The organism is Ancylothrix sp. D3o (genome assembly GCF_025370775.1).
Taxonomy (GTDB): domain Bacteria; phylum Cyanobacteriota; class Cyanobacteriia; order Cyanobacteriales; family Oscillatoriaceae; genus Ancylothrix.
The window spans coordinates 1-16064 of record NZ_JAMXEX010000019.1 but is presented as its reverse complement, the minus strand read 5'-3'; the positions used below and the strand labels follow the sequence as shown (position 1 = coordinate 16064).

The window sequence follows — 16064 nt, the reverse complement described above, 5'->3', positions numbered from 1 at the left end:
GTAATGACAAACAGTAATAGTGCATCCACAGATTGGGGATATAGATACATAGCGGCAGCAAGCGATCGCTTTATTTGCCAGATCGAAGGATCAGATGCACTTAACGCCTATCCTGAGTTTAGAGATCGGTATATTCGTGCTGATGAGTTAATCTCGGAGCTTTTAGGGTCAGAGCCTTGTCTGTTCTATATTCGTAGACAGGGAGAAGCGAAACAACCTGAATCCGAAATTTGGGAGCTAACTATAGCAACAGATCGCGATAATTTTCAACTGCCCATCAAACTACAAGAACGCCAGCAAACTTTGCAGTTTTGGGCAAGTGTGCGTAAAGATGGTATGGGCTGTTTGAGTTTAAATAGAATTAATTTAGTAGACTTAGAACAAGGAAATATAGATGCTTTTTCTTCAGCTTTGCTTATTCGTTTAGTACCCTCTTTTTTCCACGATATTAGGATTCCGCAAGAAGCATTTGCACGCATAGCTACAATGCCAGTCTGCGGCGCTCATGTACCTAGTACAGAGCAGATAAGAGCATGGGGACAGTATTTGGGGATTCAACGCCGGACAGCCGAGAAGCGCCAATTTTGCGTACCTTTTGTCAGCCACAACTATCAAGTATCCAGACAAGGTATCACTTTTACCCTTAATGTTGACTTAGCAACGAGTAATGGTTCAGTGTCACTGACTCCAGAGGAGTTTTGGCAAAGAGCAGGATGGGCTAGAAACGGATTTGTTAAGTTGTTTGAAAACTCTGCCGACGTAGCAAATCGTCGTCGAGGTCAAGAATTAGGAGATATAGAAACCGTCGAAAAAAGTAAAAATCAGATAAAAATCCAGCTAAATAGCAATCTAGTTGATTCCCTGAGCAGCGGTAACTTAGAACTACCCACCACAGGATTTTTATTTTTTGAAGACGTTGGCAGTCTTACTCAAATACGTTGGCAAGAACAAGCCTTGGGAAACTTGAGGGAAGGCCACACCCAGAATCTTTATTTAGGCGAGTTTTTCTTTGATGCTGCTAAAGCAAGGCCGATACCTGCAACTTCCCCACTTTCAAAAACAGATTTGTTGCTGTCGGAGGCTAATAAAACTCAAATAGCAGCAGTGGAAGCCGTACTAGCTGCTGAGGACTTGATTTTAATTCAAGGCCCACCAGGAACAGGCAAAACTACAGTGATTGCTGAAATCTGTTATCAAGTTGCTCGTCGGGGTGGTCGCACGCTGGTTGTATCTCAAGCTAACCTCGCAGTAGACAATGCCCTCAGTCGATTAGCTCACCACCCGGTACTTCGTCCACTGCGAGAGGGAGATGCCCGCACCAGAGTTGGTAGAGAAGGAGAACCTTTTTTAGCCCACAGGGTAATAGACAGGTGGTTGGAAAATACTGCTGCTGACTGTGAAAACCGCTTATCTGAACCGCGCCAAATTGTCAAAAGTATAGGAAAATTGCTAACATCGCGAGAGCGATTTGCTACCTATATTCAAATAGAAGAAAACTTCCCACTAGAACAGCAGCAACTACTAAACAATCAAGCTGATTTAGAGTTAGTCTGCCAAGAACAAAGAAGTGCTTATCAGCAAGCTGCTCATAATCTTCTCCCCTGGGAAACTCTTGGCAATGATTTAAGCAATCTGATTGAATCAGCCTCTTCAGCAAATTGGGAAGATCCCAATATTAAAGAGTTAGTGGAAAGTTTAACTCCTTACCTTACTACAAATGATGAAATTCATCACTTGTATCTAAATGTTGAGCGCTGTCAACAAATGTCTGCCGAACTCGCTCTTACTGTTCCGCCCTATCCGCCCTTGGGTTTGGCATTCTGGTTCCGCGATGTTATGTCTGAAAAAATTCAGACATCGCTCACTTGTGTAAATGATTCAGTCGCCGCTATGAGCGCAATTGAAAGGCAACGCGAATGGCAATTATTATCTGATATTGTTATGGAATTAGATAAGTTGCTAAGTGAAAATCACCGAGGGTTGAAGGGTTATATCAACAAAACAATTGATTATTTTTTTAATCTCTTAAAAAGAGTAAAAAGCTCACATACACAGGCTAAAAAACACAGGTTAATTAGAGAAAAATATGCAATTCTCCAAGAGCAGCATACTAACTTTGCCCTTGATAAAGCTTACCAAAAATTACATCACCTGACTGAATTATTAGACATCCCCCAAACCTGGCAAGTTATAGCTCAACAATATCTTACTCAGCCCCATAATCCTCTTAATCAAGCTATAACCTTAGAAAAAGAAGTGCGTTCTTGGCAAAGCAAGATTGAGAAATTCTTGAACTTTTGTTTATTATTAGAACCTCTCGCAATTCTTAACAATGTCAATGACAGATTTTATAGCCAATTTAACCCTCTCAAACAAGAGGTAGAAAGTTTATTAAGTGAACTTAGAAAAAATGAAAATAAACTCAACGGAGCAACGGTACAGTTACAAATAAAATCCGAACATTTGGCAGCAGAACGGAGTTGGTGGCAATCAGTATGGTCAACAATTCCCGAACGCCTAAAACGAGATATTTCTTTTACAGAAGATATATTCGCTCCAAAATTATTAAAAAATGTTTCACTTTATTTGGATTCATGGCAAAAAGAGCTTGCTGAGGCAGAGGCTTACCTTAACCGATACGAGGCTATCATGCAAAAGTGGATTGATAGGTTACTCGATCCATCAGACACAGACCTCGAAGCAATCAGCAAAAAATATTTAGAGAATGTTAATGTTGTTGGTACTACCTGTATGAAAGCAGCCAAATGGAGTTTTTCTCAAAAATTTAGCAAATTTGATGTTGTGATTATTGATGAAGTGAGTAAAAGCACTCCTCCAGAATTGCTGATTCCGGCACTGAAAGGCAAAAAAGTTGTGATGATTGGTGACTATCGCCAGTTACCACCTATTCTTGATGAAGAAAATTTAGATGAACTAGCTGAAGAACTTTCAGTTCCTAGAGAAAAAGTACAATTTTTAGAAAACTCTTGGTTTAAGCAGCAATTTGAAGCAGCGACGAGTGTGCAAAAAGGGATCACCCAAAAGTTGAATATCCAGTACCGTATGCACCCTCAAATTATGGAGGCCATCAACCAGTTTTATGACGAGGGTGATGGGGGTTTAAGCTGCGGACTTGCAGATCCTGACAATCAACGAGCGCATAATTTAGGAGGTAAACTTATTCGGGAAGATCAGCATATAATCTGGGTCAAAATACCCTCTAATAAGAATTTTAGAGAAGAACAATCAGGAACTTCTTATCAAAATAATAACGAAGTTGCTATCATAGAAAAATTGTGTGAACAGATGAACAAAGCCTGGGCTGCGAAAGTGGCCAACGGTGAACCCAAAAAAGAGATAGGCATCATCACTTTCTATGGTGCTCAGTTGGGACTCATTGATGAGCGCATCTCTCGTACTAATCGTTTTCCTAACCTTGACATTCGCACTGGCACAGTCGATCGATTTCAAGGAATGGAAAAATCTGTTGTCATCGTTAGTATGGTTCGCAATAACCACCGAAGAATAGTTGGATTTGCTAAAACACCAGAGCGTGTTAATGTAGCCTTTTCTAGGGCAAAAGAATTACTGATAATTGTGGGATGTCACGACCTTTTTACAAGCATCCCCATCTACCAAGAAGTTTCAAAAGTTGTCGAGCGTTATAGAGGTTTTATAGATGTCTCCAGCATTCTCTGACCAACAAATGGATTCTCAATTAACAGAATTACGACAAAAATTAGAATCTCCCAATTTATCATTCATAGCAGGAGGCTATCTTCGCTACAGCGTGCGTCAAACAACTGTACAGGTAGCAGTAAGCGAGCCCCGCAGAGTAGATATATTTGAGGAATTTGTCTTGCACTCTGCTCTTACTCTTACTCCTCCTCCGATAGAAGCTGAAATAGCTGAGATGCTGGGGATAGATCCGATGTTTGTGCGAGATACTACGAAGACGCTTCAGGCTTATAACAATTTGGTGATTGGTTCGGAATCCGCGATTATAGTTAAGCCTTTGACGCAAGAATTATTTATCGAAAAAAAGCGTATTCTCCAGCCGAAACGAACACAAGAAATTTACGCGATAGAAGATTTTTTAACTGGAGATTTTGGTTTAACAACTACACCCCTTAAGAATGCTCCGGTTTCTTTAAACATATTAGATGATTTAATTACCTATCAAAATCAATCTACTAACGAATCGCCCTTGAGCCTTGAAGCCATAAAAGTTTTTATCGACAAAAATAATAATGATGTTTTTGTCACCGGATATAATGAGATTGAATCAAAAAAAGTTTATAAAATTATAGGACTGCTGGGTTTTCAAAATATCAAAGGTGATTATTTAATAAAAGCTTTTGTTGGGAACAGTGAACTTCAAGACATTTCTAATAAGCTCACAAAACTAACAGAACAACAGCAATTAACTCTGAAAAAATTGGCTGCTTTATTAAGTCCTACTATTCCTAGTGAGGTTATAACATCTACAAGGAATTCTAGGATTCCAAGACCTTTGAGCAGACGAAATACAAGAAGGTCTATCGAACCTGAACGGGTTTACATAGGTTTGCCACTACGTCTTGCTGATAGTGTATTGTGGGTTGACCGTATATATCGACCAAACCCTCTTTCACACATACCTGGTGGATATGATGTGGTTGTCGAATATCATGATGGACGAGCTTTAGGCTATGACTGGGTAAAAAAACCTTGGGCTTATATTAGAACCTTTTTTGCCGGACTTGTAGAGTATGGCTCGGATGAATTTAATGGATTAGATGAGACAACTCAAATGGAAATTGCCAAAAATAAAATCCGGGGAATTCATCTCAAAAAATACAAGGATGAAGAGGAACGTTCCATTGCTGAATTTGAAGAGGTATGGAATTCAGAAACAGCGAACGAAATGCCCTGGAATGCCTTAAAAAGATTTGCCCGTAAACCCCAAAAGCAATATTACTTTGACTTTGATCAAGTTTCAGAGTTTAACCCTACAAGTATATTGGATTACTATGGGTTTGAACCAGAATATGAAGATTCTATAGATAAAGCTGAACGGCTATTTGGTATTCCCGATCCCAGGCTGGTAGAAGATTAGCGTAATATCTGATCTGTAAAATCAGCAACCAATGAAAAATTTTCCATAAATTACCCATATTTTAGTTCTGTGCCGACGGGATACAATATCTGGCTGGTGTCCGTTGGTGGTGCTAGTAATGTACATTTTCTTTATGCTAGTAGGCAATCCTCATGAGATGAGATGTTTCCGAGCGTGACTATAAAATTCGGTATCTTGCCTGTGTCAGCTTGGATACATAGCTATTTCTCCCTTTTGAGCAGGGAGAGCCGAGAGTTGGCAGAATTTTGTCTGTACCAGGCTTAAATACCACTATAAATATCTAGTTATGGCTGCTTGTTCTTTAGCCAAAATGTTCCCCGAATTTAATAGGTGTACTTTTAAAAAAGGGTTTTATTTCATTTTTTTTATTAACTCGATTAACTTAAAAGTAGCAGTTAAAATTTTCAGAATTAAGCTGTAAAACCCTTACAAAATAAAGGTTTTACAGCTTTTGTTTACAGCGTAAAATGGCACAATAGCTAATAATCTTTAATTCTTCATTTCTTGTTATAGTCAGGCTTACAGCCAAAACATCCTTCAAGATTGCCATCACAGTAATTACTCAATTACTGCTGGTAATCCTTAAATAACTTAAGTTTGAAGCCAGCGCCAGGAAACGAAAATTAAATTTATAAAAATCTACGTCGGTGCCTTTTCTGCTATTTGTTAAATGAGCATTTGGAAGCTTCTTCGTAGCTATAGCAAGGTTGTTGCCAATTTAACTGTTTGTTACAGAAAGTACAATTTCCTCCAAACTTTTCTCTGTAAAACGCACACTTTGCCACATCTTGACGGGTATAGCAAGGTTCTTGAAAAGTTAAACTTTTTCCACAAAATGAACAGTTTGCCATGAGCTTATATTTAATGCTACTTATTGCATAATAGTATAATCTAATTTTATAATATGTAATAAAATATACAAATAAATATTTATTGTGAGAATAAAAGCCTAACAAAGTGATAAGAGAACTAAAAGCACTGTTAGGTTAGGAACTAGAGCCGAGAGTTGTAGAAAAACAGGTAAAGCCGAGATACCGACGAAATAGGACATGATGTAAAGTTTGGTGTACGATTCGTTTAGCAAAGTAAATCTGAGGGAGTAATCCTAATATAACCTTGACAGCTTGACGGCTATGTAGGTGTAAGCCCTACCATTCAAGCGTAGAATTGAAATTATTACTGACATCCACCGGCTCGATTGCATCTACCAGTTTCAGTGCCAAAGCCGACATCTCAATAATATGCACTGTCCGAGCAAACATTCACTTGTCTTACCCAATCCACCGACACCCACGCGAGTTCCACCGGCCCCCTAGCATCCGCCTATCCCACCCAATCCACCGGCCCCAAGCAGATTCACTGGCCTCTCAACATCCACAGCCTCCTCAATATCCATCAGCCCCTCGACATCCCCCACCGCAGACAGATAAACCGGCCTTATTAGATTCAGGGAGGCCGGTGAGGTTCAAGGTGTTGGGGAAGTTGGTGGTATGTGGGATACGATGTTGGCCGGTGGTGGCAAGAAGATTGGTAAAGTTCGTGATGCTGGTGGTGGCAGGGAGGCAGGTGAAGTTTTTGGATGTTGGTGATGCTGGTGAACCTAATGGTGTTGCTGGCGCTGGTGGTGCCGGTGCTCGCTAGGAACCCAGGGAGGCCGGTGGTGACGAGAAGACCGGAGATGGCGAGAATCAATTCGATTGAATGTCGAAACCTGAAAAGTTTTGTGGCCGGTGGTGACGAGAAGACCGGAGATGGCGAGAAGGCTGGTAGTGGCAAGAAGGCCGGGAGTGGTAGTGGGATCTGTGGCGTCAGTGAGGTCGATGGGGCCGGTGGTCGTGGGGAGGCCGGTGGTGCCGCTGGTGGCGGGGAGGCCGGTGGTAGCGGGGAGGCCGGTGGTGCCGGTGGGATACGGTATCTGGTGGGTGTCCGCCTGGGGTGCCGGGAATGTACATTTTGTATGTGCCGGCCTGTGAAAATCCCATGATATAAAGCTTGGACGAGCGTAACGTCGGCCTCTCCACCAACACCAGCCCCTCAACATCCTTTGGCGCAGCCTGGTTCACTGGCTTTATTACATCTAGGGGTGCCGGTGAAACCAAGTGGTTTGTAGTTGGGTCTTGAAAGATTTTATTTCGACGAGCGTGAATTACCTGAAGAGCTTCCAGGCTTGGTAATGATTGCGGTTGCCAATTCAATTCCCACCGACCCTTTGAGTGCCACCGGCCCCCAAGCATTCGCCTGTTGCACCCAATCCACAGGCCCTGGAAAATTTACCGGCATCTGGAGATCCACCGGCCTCATAACATCCATTGGCATCAAAAGATCCCCCCGCCCTTTTACAGAAGCCGACCATATCCCATCCCCCGGAGCCGATAAATTAAATGGGTTTAAATTTGGCACGGCCTGAACTGCTTGTTTGGTAAGTAGGGCCGGCCCAACGCTGGGGAGTCACTCACGGAAAGTACCAGAAATGGTATGACCACGCCCAAGTAGGTAACGCTCACAGGCGGAATGCAGACCCCGAAAGTAACCGTTAGAGTAACCGTCGCGTAGCGATAGCTGGCAGCCCCCCTCAGTCAGGAGCGAGAGAAATTTTCGAGGGTGGTGAGCATAAACAAACTATCGTTTTTACGCGGCGACGTTTGGCAAATTTTTCGGGGTCTTCTTCTTTGTCAATGAGTTTGCAGGCGGTTTTGAGCAAGGAGGCAACCTCGCTTCTGGTCAAGTTGTCTTCACTTTAGCGGTAGGCTGCAAATAAGCTGTCAATAGAGTGCGAACACTTCCTGAAGATTCAGGTTTAGGGGTAGAATTATTTGGGGAAGAAGGTTTAAGAACGATTTTTGAAGAATTAAATCGTTTGGTGTTCCAGAAAAAGAACCGAACGGAGGGGTAATAAGTGGATATTGACTTACGGCGTAAATTAGATCGAATTACGGATACACTTGGGGTAGGAGGCGTTACCAATCCTATTACTTATATTGAGCAAATTTCCTATTTAATTTATTTGAAACTATTAGATGAGGAAGAATCTCAACGGGAACTTCGCGCTCGTTTAATCGGAGAACAAGAAAATATTCGTTTATTATTTCCGCAACAGACAGAACGCTATCGTTGGTCAAAATGGCGGTTTAAAAGTGGAATTGATTTGAGAGACTTTATCCGAGATGAAGTTTTTCCTTATATGGCAAATTCTTTAATAAAAGATGAGCCAAAAGTTGCTGAATACTTTAGAGATGCTGTGTTAGAAATTTCCGATCCTAATGTCTTAAAAACTGTTGTTGATGAACTAGATACTTTAGAACTAAATAAATTAGGGCAGGATATCAAAGGAGATATTTATGAATATTTGCTCACCCATTTAGGACAATCAGCTTTAAACGGACAATTCCGTACCCCTAAACAAATTCGATGGTTTATGGTGGAAATGGTTGATCCAGATTTAGGGGATACGATTTGCGATTTAGCAATGGGAACAGGAGGTTTTTTGATTGAGAGTTTGAATTATATTTTAGCTAAATACAGTGAAAGTCCGCATGAAATTCCTATTTATGGAGAAGACTGGTTAGAAAAGCAGGGAAAATCAGTAGAAACCGCTAAACAAGAAAATCCCAATTTACAAACCTATTATAAAGGTAATGGAGATAAACTGACCGACTGGAATTTACTAGAAGCTTCAATTTATGGGTTTGATGTATCCCGTCAAATGTTAAGAATTGCAGTAATGAATTTAGTCTTGCATGGAGTGAGAAATGCTCAGGTTAAATTAGCGAATATATTATCAAATTTAGGCGGGTTAAATGAAGAAGATTTACAACGACGTTATAAAGTTTTATTAGCTAATCCTCCTTTTGTTGGAACGTTATCTAAAGATTCCATCCGAGAAGATTTACCCACCCATTCTAAAAAAAGTGAACTGCTATTTTTAGCAGCGATGATGAAATGTTTAGCGGAGGGGGGACGTTGTGCCGTTGTTGTTCCAGAGGGGTTATTAGTTGGCTTAACACAAGCGCATATTGACTTAAGAAAACAACTTTTAACAGATTTTGAACTCTTAGCCGTTGTTTCTCTTCCTGTGGGAGTTTTTAAACCTTACACAGGGGTAAAAACAGCCGTGTTAGTATTCCGTAAACCTGTTGATATCTCCGAACAATCCTTAATGAAGAAAGACAGTGAAAATCGAGTTCAACAGGTTTGGTTTTACGAGGTAAAAAACGATGGTTTTGATCCTGATAAAATTAGAGGAAGCGGAAGACCGGAAACCCCAAAACTTAATGATATTCCTCAATTATTGTGCGATTGGAAAAGTTATAAAGAGTCAAGATTTAAGAATCCACCAGGGGTAAAAGCCGGAACTTTATTAGCAGCAGGAGCAGTTGAACCTCGTTGTTGGTGGGTTGATTTAGAAACAATTGCAGAGAATGGTTATAATTTAGCAGCAGGACGTTATAAGCCCCAAGTGGCAGAAACGGTATCGAATGAAGAGCCTGCGGAATTAATTAGGGAATTATTGCAGATTGAACAAGAGATAAATACCGGGTTAGAGCGGTTATTAAAGGAGGTTGAAAGTTAAATTATGATACAATCAAAAGCTGTTACCGATAGAATAAAATTTTTTGCAGATGTAGAATGCCGTTTTATGTTTACAGCGAACCGAAAATATTCATTAAAAAAATGAATAGTATGGAGAGGTTTGGAAGGTCAAAAATTGTTCAAGAATGTAATGGATTTTTATTATGGATTGGCTAAAAGTTCATCTTTCTAAGATTGCAACTGTAAATATGGGACAATCTCCACCCACTAATTCGTATAATGACGTGGGAAAAGGTTTACCTCTTTTTCAAGGTAAACTAGAATTCGGAGCTATTCATCCTACTCCTATTAAGTGGTGTACTGAACCAAGGAAAATTGCTCAAAAAAATGATATTTTAATGTCTGTTCGCGCTCCTATAGGGCAAACTAATATAGCTGATCAAATTTGTTGTATAGGTGGTGGGTTAGCAGCAATTAGGGCTAAAAAAGAAATTGCTGAACAAAAGTATCTTTATTGGTTATTCAAATTTATAGAGCCTTCTATTTCTGATTTAGGTCAAGGAAGCGCCTTTAAAGCAATTAATCGTTCTCATATTGAATCTATCTCTATACCTCTCCCAACCCTATCAGAACAACACCGAATTGTTGAAATCCTTGATCAAGCGGATGCGTTGCGACGGAAGCGGTTAGAAGCAGATCAAATTATCGATCGCATTTTACCTAGCCTCTTTATTAAAATGTTTGGTGATCCTGCAACCTGGGATGTATCAAATACGAAGCCTTTAGGAGAATTAATTAATATTCAAGGAGGTGGTACTCCCTCAAATAAAAATTTAAAATACTGGGAAGGAAATACCCCTTGGGTATCTCTAAAAGACATGAAGCAAGATATAATTTATGATTCTATTGAACACATTTCAGACTTAGCCATAAAAGAAACAAATTTAAAATATATAGAATCTGGAGCAATATTAATTCTAGTAAGGGGAATGATTTTAGCCCATACAATTCCTATTGCGATAGCTGGAACACGACTAACGATAAATGAGGATATGAAAGCTATTTCTCCTAAAGGTAAAGAGATTGACTCAACTTACTTGCAAGCTGCACTCAAAGCATCCAGCAAAATTATTTTAGCTCAAGTGGGAACCGCAGGTCACGGATACCGAAAATTGGATACACAATCTTTACTGAATCTACCAATTTTTATTCCATCTCAACAAGAATTAAATCGATTTCAACTATCATCTTCCTATAGTCATCAACTGCGCTCAAAATTTGCTGAAGTAAAAATAAAACTAGAAATCCTATTTCAAACTCTCCAAAATCGGGCTTTTTCTGGCGAACTCACAGCTAAATGGAGAGAAGATCATTTTAAAGAATTGTTACAAGAGATGGAACATCAAGCCAAACTATTGGATAATAATTAACTATTATCAATCCTATCCCTTACCCTCCTAACGCTTTGCTGACTCATTCTCAATCCCTAATCACTTATGCCTTTTAAAATTTTATTAGTAACGGTTGGGAAAGCTTTTATTCCTATCGTTAAAGCTATTCAAAGTGTCCAACCTGAGCGAGTCATCTTCTATTGTACTGAAAACTTCAAAGACCAAATTATCGGTGAAGGACAACCCTGTACTGTTCAAGTTGGCAATCAAATTAAAAGATATCCTAATATTCCAACCTTAGCTCAATTAGGAAATCGCTTTCAACAGAACCGAGACTTAAAAATAATTTCTAATCCTGATGATTTAGCCGACTGTTATCAATTCGTCGCTAATACCATTCGCCAACTCCAAGAATCCTACCCCGATTGTAATATTTTTGCCGACTATACAGGTGGCACAAAAACTATGTCATTAGGTCTGGCGTTAGCTTGCTTAGAATCAGGGGTTTCTTTACAAGTTAATAGTCCAGTAACTTTATCAACTGTTAGTCATCCCAGCCTACAATTGCCGAGATTAAATAATATTAAAACCCAATTAATACCCAAAACTATTACAAATAGTATTACTGCCTTTCGAGTGGGTAGATTTAAAGCGTTTTCAGATATTCAATATATTCCCATTCGCCCGATCACCTTAATTTATGGTGCAAATAGTTCAGGGAAATCGAGTATTTTACATAGTATTCTTCTGACCCATCATGCCATTAAAAATAAAGGAGAACTCGATATTTATAGTACCGAAGCAGGGGGAGACTCGGTTGATTTAGGAGGGTTTAATCAATATGTTCATAAACGCGATCGCTTTTCTCAAGTTCAATGGGCAATTGATTTAAACCCCAAACACCTTAATTTACCGGATCAAGGGTTAGCAGACTTACTAAAAGAGATTAAATCCCTAAGTGTTGGAGTCGGAATTGGAAGCGCTTCTTCCCGTGATGGAAAGGTGAGTGTGCGTTCTTTTTACCTAGAAGCAGAGGGGGAAGAAATTCTCTCCATGAGTTCTCGTTCAAAAGGAATGCAATTAGATCGCCTCAACTCTAAAAATCCCATAATTCGTAAACTGATTGAAGCGATTATTGAACCACCCCCCTATTCTTTGCAAATGAGTCCACAAATTGAAAATGCTATCGATGAATTAGTCCCTAAAATTATTGGTAAAATCTCCGGTTTATTTCCCGAAACTCTACACATTGAGGAGGAGATTGAGCTTACCTCAGAGCTTAATTTTACTCCAGATCCCACTAACCCAAAACAAATCGTTCGTTTCTTATTTCCCTATCGACTCAATCAATTGATTCATGCGATCGCTGGTAATATTGAACAAAATATGGGAAGATTACATTACTTAGGGCCATTCCGTACCTATCCTCCTCGTCATTTTGCCTTCTCTCGCCAACAGGATGAAAATTGGGATTCTGGTGGAGGATATGCTTGGGATATTCTATTAAATCGTGCAGATGTTCGAGAGCAAGTCAATCATTGGTTAGGGGATAAAAAACGAATGAATACCCCCTATGAAATTACGGTTAGAAATTTATTACCAGATTCTCAATTAGCCAATGAACTCTACCCGCAACTCCTGAAAACATTACAAGAGTTAACCACAAAACTGATTCTTCATGCAGCAAACTGGGGAGATGGAATTCAGGAACAATTAGAACGAATGATTCAAGATTTTACTGACGCTGGAATTAGTTCAGATAATCTTTCAAATATACTTCCTGAAGTTGATCTATTGGTTTCTATGATGCTTGATCCTGAACAAATTTCTGAAGAATGGATTGAAGATATTACTAAAAAAGGCGATCGCATTTCTGATCTCGTCTTAATTGATAAACGAACTAAAACCCAAGTTACCCATCGAGATGTGGGAATTGGAGTTAGTCAAGTTATTCCAATTTTAGTATCTTGTTATGGTCTATCAGATGCTTTAGTTGCTATTGAACAGCCTGAAATTCACTTGCATCCTAAACTGCAAGCAGAATTAGGAGATGTATTTATTCAATCTGCATTAGGACAACAAAAAAATCTATTTATCCTAGAAACCCATAGCGAACATTTACTCTTGCGAATCATGCGACGAATGCGCGAAACCTTCTACGATGAACTTCCTGAAGGTTGTCCGCCTGTTAAACCAGATGATGTTTCGATTCTGTTTGTTGATCCTGACGCAAAAGGTAGTATTGTTATGGAAATGCCTTTAAATAAAAAAGGCGAATTGAAGAAAGCATGGCCAGGTGGCTTTTTTGAAGAAGGATTAGAGGAGGTTTTTGGATAATTATGTTTGCTGAATACGCTTTACTTCCATGTATTTTTGACACCAAGCATTTTAACAACCCAGAAATTGGTGAGCTTCATTTAAAAAATCTAAAAGAGATTCTGTTACATGAGGAAAGCCTTGTTCGTGATCTATATAATGGAAAGTGGAGCCAATTTGTAAAAAATATAGGCTCAAAACCTTATTGTACAAAAGAGATTCTTAAGATTTTACTAAAATCTCATCGTCTCCATCGCGTTAAAGCAGTAAAAGCTCATAAGCCAGAAAATTATATTGATTGGTGTAATGAAGCCTTAAGTTCTCATAAAGAAGATGCGCTAGATGGAATTATTGCATCTTCTCAAACAATTCAAAATTTCACAACAGAAACAACAGAAACATTAATTGCATCTGTTGAAAAGCTTTATAAAGCAGATTGGTGGGCAAATCGCAGTCACTCAGTCGGGTTAGAAAGAAAAACATCTGATTACCTAAAATGCCTAAAGCGCCTTTTAAATTATGCTAACTCTATTACTTTTATTGATCCTTATTTTGATGTGGTTAAACATGAATATCGAGAATTTTCTCAAATATTAGAAGCCATTAATAGAAGTGATGATCCCCCTTCAATTGAAATTCATATTTGTCATTTAAACTCAATTTCAACTCGTGAGTATGAGGAGGATTTTCGCAAGCACAAGCGTTTTAGTTCAGTTATTCAGTCTAAAAAACTTTCAGTTGAAGTTTTTATTTGGGATAAATTTCATGATCGCTATATTATTAGCAATTTGGGGGGCATTCAATCAGGTCATAGTTTTGGGGTTAGTGACCATCCTAATGAAACAACTACATGGACAAGAATCAGCCGGACAAGAAGAGATGAACTTCAGAAAGAATTTAGTCGCAATTCAAATTCACACAAATTACAACATCATTTTGTACTATAGCAATCCTAAATAGGTTGTACCAAAATTCTTTACTTAGAAAGTTTGGGAAAATCAAAGATGTGACCATCAGCAAAGAACTTAAATAGTTATTTTACAATTAATGATTTACATAAATGGTAGAAGTGTCTGATAAAATTTTTAACTTATAGCCAAATAGAAGAGCGAAAAATTTTAGGGAAGAGAATGGGGTAGGATAACCGGATGCTGCAATTGTCTCAAGCTGTCGTCTACCAACTAAAGATAGTGTTGCCTCCATTAGGAAAAAGCCCAGATTCCAACGAAACACGACAAAATGTAAAGTTTTGTGTACGATTCCCATAGCCTATGATGAGTATTGATACTCTGGGACGGGTAGCCTGGTAAATTTAAGAGAATAATCCCAACACAACCTTGACAACTTGACTGCCCTGTAGGTTTAAGCCCTACCATTGGGGCGCAGAATTGGAAGCATTATTGACATCCATCGGCTCTCTTGCATCCAACTGATATTCACCGGCCTCTCAACAGCCACCGGCCCTCCAGCATCCACCAGTCTCAGCGTGAAAGCCGAGTTCTCAAGATCCACCGGCCTCCCTGCCACCACCGGCCCTTCAATATCCCCCAGCCCAGACAAATTCACCGGCCCCCGAACTACCACCGGCTCTCTCAGCCTTAGCGCAAAAACCGAGTTTTCAAAAACCACCGGCCCTCAAGCATCCACCAGTCTCAACGCAAAAGCCGAGTTCTCAAAAACCACCGGCCATCTTGCTACCACCGGCCATCTTGCATCCACCGGCCCCCGAACTACCACCGGCCCCCGAACTACCACCGGCCCCCGAACATCCACCAGTCTTAGCGCGAAAGCCGAGTTCTCAAAATTCACCAGCCATCCTGCTTTCACCGGCACTCCAGGCGGACACCGGCCTCTTTACCTTACCCAGCTTCTCTAGGTTCCCCGGCCCCAAAAACATCCCTCGGCCTCCAAACATCCATCCGTCTCACCCGCATCCAAAAACCCTTGGAGTTCCACCGGCGCTCTCAATTCCACCGGCGCTCCCAATTCCACCGGCCTCATAAAACCCACCGGCCCCATGACTCAATTGGCGCTGGGAAAATCACCGGCCTCATAAAACCCACCAGCCCCATGACTCAATTGGCGCTCTAATAAAACTCATAATTCAATCTAAAAATTGATGAATATTAAATGTAAAATGGCTGAGTTAATTATTTCATGGATCTGCTGCCATTCCTGCGGAGTAAATTTATACTTAGTGGGGTTTGGCCGGCGAATCACAGATAAGCTCTTGAGTATGGGGTCTTGTTTTAAATTTTCCCCTAATAAGGGTATCTCTAACAATTTTTTGGTAAAGGTAACGACCTCTTGAAGTTTAGTATCCAATCGGCTTTTCTCCAGCCCATAGTCGATAGTACCTAAAAGAAATCTATGACTTATAAATCAACCTCTCGGCCTGGACTACGCTCCCTTAAATTAGCAAAATCTTCATCCGTAAAAACAATTTTTTCTTGTTCCATCCTCTCACGAAATCGCAAGAGCATTTCCCAAAAGTTTTCTTGATTACTATTTTTTATGTTTTGTTGATATTTTCTTTTTTTTACAAGAATATCCAACAAATAATCCTGTTCATCTTCTGATAATTTCTCAAAAGACTCAACTATTTCTAGTAGATTCATAACTCAACCTCCCCCATCTTAACTAACGAATAAAATTAATTTGACAAATATTCAAAGGTATAATTGGTTCAAACTCCTTACGATCAGAAG

At 39.8% G+C, this 16064-nt stretch carries 14 protein-coding genes; 10 read left to right on the top strand and 4 right to left on the bottom strand.

The features are described from left to right. Positions 1–3: 3 nt before the first annotated feature. From NG798_RS22440 to NG798_RS22425, 4 genes are all read left to right on the top strand, one after another. The gene (locus tag NG798_RS22440; protein ID WP_261225942.1) at positions 4–3699 is read left to right on the top strand and encodes an AAA domain-containing protein; all 3696 of its coding nucleotides are present in this window, start codon (positions 4–6) and stop codon (positions 3697–3699) included. Next, the gene (locus NG798_RS22435; protein WP_261225941.1) at positions 3680–5098 is read left to right on the top strand and encodes a hypothetical protein; all 1419 of its coding nucleotides are present in this window, start codon (positions 3680–3682) and stop codon (positions 5096–5098) included. Before NG798_RS22440 ends, NG798_RS22435 begins: the two co-directional genes overlap by 20 nt. A 1287-nt stretch (positions 5099–6385) precedes the next feature. Continuing rightward, entirely contained in the window at positions 6386–6760 is a 375-nt protein-coding gene (locus NG798_RS22430) for a hypothetical protein (protein ID WP_261225940.1), read from the top strand. Then, positions 6708–7103, top strand: a complete 396-nt coding sequence (locus NG798_RS22425; RefSeq protein ID WP_261225939.1) for a hypothetical protein — start codon at positions 6708–6710, stop codon at positions 7101–7103. Before NG798_RS22430 ends, NG798_RS22425 begins: the two co-directional genes overlap by 53 nt. Positions 7104–7246: 143 nt before the next feature. On the opposite strand, the gene NG798_RS22420 is transcribed toward NG798_RS22425, so the two are convergent. Further along, positions 7247–7519, bottom strand: a complete 273-nt coding sequence (locus NG798_RS22420) for a hypothetical protein (RefSeq protein ID WP_261225938.1) — start codon at positions 7517–7519, stop codon at positions 7247–7249. Positions 7520–7889: 370 nt separating this feature from the next. Between NG798_RS22420 and NG798_RS22415 the strand changes: the two genes are divergently transcribed. From NG798_RS22415 to NG798_RS22390, 6 genes are all read left to right on the top strand, one after another. Continuing rightward, the gene (locus NG798_RS22415; RefSeq protein WP_261225937.1) at positions 7890–8012 is read left to right on the top strand and encodes a hypothetical protein; all 123 of its coding nucleotides are present in this window, start codon (positions 7890–7892) and stop codon (positions 8010–8012) included. Positions 8013–8015: 3 nt separating this feature from the next. Next, the gene (locus NG798_RS28045) at positions 8016–9689 is read left to right on the top strand and encodes an N-6 DNA methylase (RefSeq protein WP_261225936.1); all 1674 of its coding nucleotides are present in this window, start codon (positions 8016–8018) and stop codon (positions 9687–9689) included. Between the two features lie 163 nt (positions 9690–9852). Further along, positions 9853–11079, top strand: a complete 1227-nt coding sequence (locus NG798_RS22405; protein ID WP_261225935.1) for a restriction endonuclease subunit S — start codon at positions 9853–9855, stop codon at positions 11077–11079. A gap of 66 nt (positions 11080–11145) precedes the next feature. Next, positions 11146–13377, top strand: a complete 2232-nt coding sequence (locus NG798_RS22400) for a DUF3696 domain-containing protein (protein WP_261225934.1) — start codon at positions 11146–11148, stop codon at positions 13375–13377. 2 nt (positions 13378–13379) lie between these two features. Next, positions 13380–14303, top strand: a complete 924-nt coding sequence (locus NG798_RS22395) for a hypothetical protein (RefSeq protein ID WP_261225933.1) — start codon at positions 13380–13382, stop codon at positions 14301–14303. 428 nt (positions 14304–14731) lie between these two features. Then, positions 14732–15232, top strand: coding sequence for a hypothetical protein (locus NG798_RS22390; RefSeq protein ID WP_261225932.1), 501 nt, complete (start codon positions 14732–14734; stop codon positions 15230–15232). On the opposite strand, the gene NG798_RS22385 is transcribed toward NG798_RS22390, so the two are convergent. The 3 genes from NG798_RS22385 to NG798_RS22375 all read right to left on the bottom strand — a co-directional run bounded on the left by NG798_RS22385 (position 15229) and on the right by NG798_RS22375 (position 15974). Then, a complete protein-coding gene (locus NG798_RS22385; protein WP_261225931.1) occupies positions 15229–15375 on the bottom strand; it encodes a hypothetical protein in 147 nt (48 codons plus the stop codon). The two genes, NG798_RS22390 and NG798_RS22385, sit on opposite strands and share 4 nt — an antisense overlap. 90 nt (positions 15376–15465) lie before the next feature. After that, positions 15466–15681, bottom strand: coding sequence for an EVE domain-containing protein (locus NG798_RS22380; RefSeq protein ID WP_261225930.1), 216 nt, complete (start codon positions 15679–15681; stop codon positions 15466–15468). Between the two features lie 50 nt (positions 15682–15731). Then, entirely contained in the window at positions 15732–15974 is a 243-nt protein-coding gene (locus NG798_RS22375; RefSeq protein WP_261225929.1) for a hypothetical protein, read from the bottom strand. Positions 15975–16064: the final 90 nt, after the last annotated feature.

Bases quoted from the DNA above. Each gene is read 5' to 3' on its own strand.
- NG798_RS22440 (WP_261225942.1), top strand. From the start codon at position 4: ATGACAAACAGTAATAGTGCATCCACAGATTGGGGATATAGATACATA.
- NG798_RS22405 (WP_261225935.1), top strand. From the start codon at position 9,853: ATGGATTGGCTAAAAGTTCATCTTTCTAAGATTGCAACTGTAAATATG.
- NG798_RS22395 (WP_261225933.1), top strand. From the start codon at position 13,380: ATGTTTGCTGAATACGCTTTACTTCCATGTATTTTTGACACCAAGCAT.
- NG798_RS22425 (WP_261225939.1), top strand. From the start codon at position 6,708: ATGCTGGTGAACCTAATGGTGTTGCTGGCGCTGGTGGTGCCGGTGCTC.
- NG798_RS22400 (WP_261225934.1), top strand. From the start codon at position 11,146: ATGCCTTTTAAAATTTTATTAGTAACGGTTGGGAAAGCTTTTATTCCT.
- NG798_RS22385 (WP_261225931.1), bottom strand. From the start codon at position 15,375: ATGGGGCCGGTGGGTTTTATGAGGCCGGTGGAATTGGGAGCGCCGGTG.
- NG798_RS22375 (WP_261225929.1), bottom strand. From the start codon at position 15,974: ATGAATCTACTAGAAATAGTTGAGTCTTTTGAGAAATTATCAGAAGAT.
- NG798_RS22435 (WP_261225941.1), top strand. From the start codon at position 3,680: ATGTCTCCAGCATTCTCTGACCAACAAATGGATTCTCAATTAACAGAA.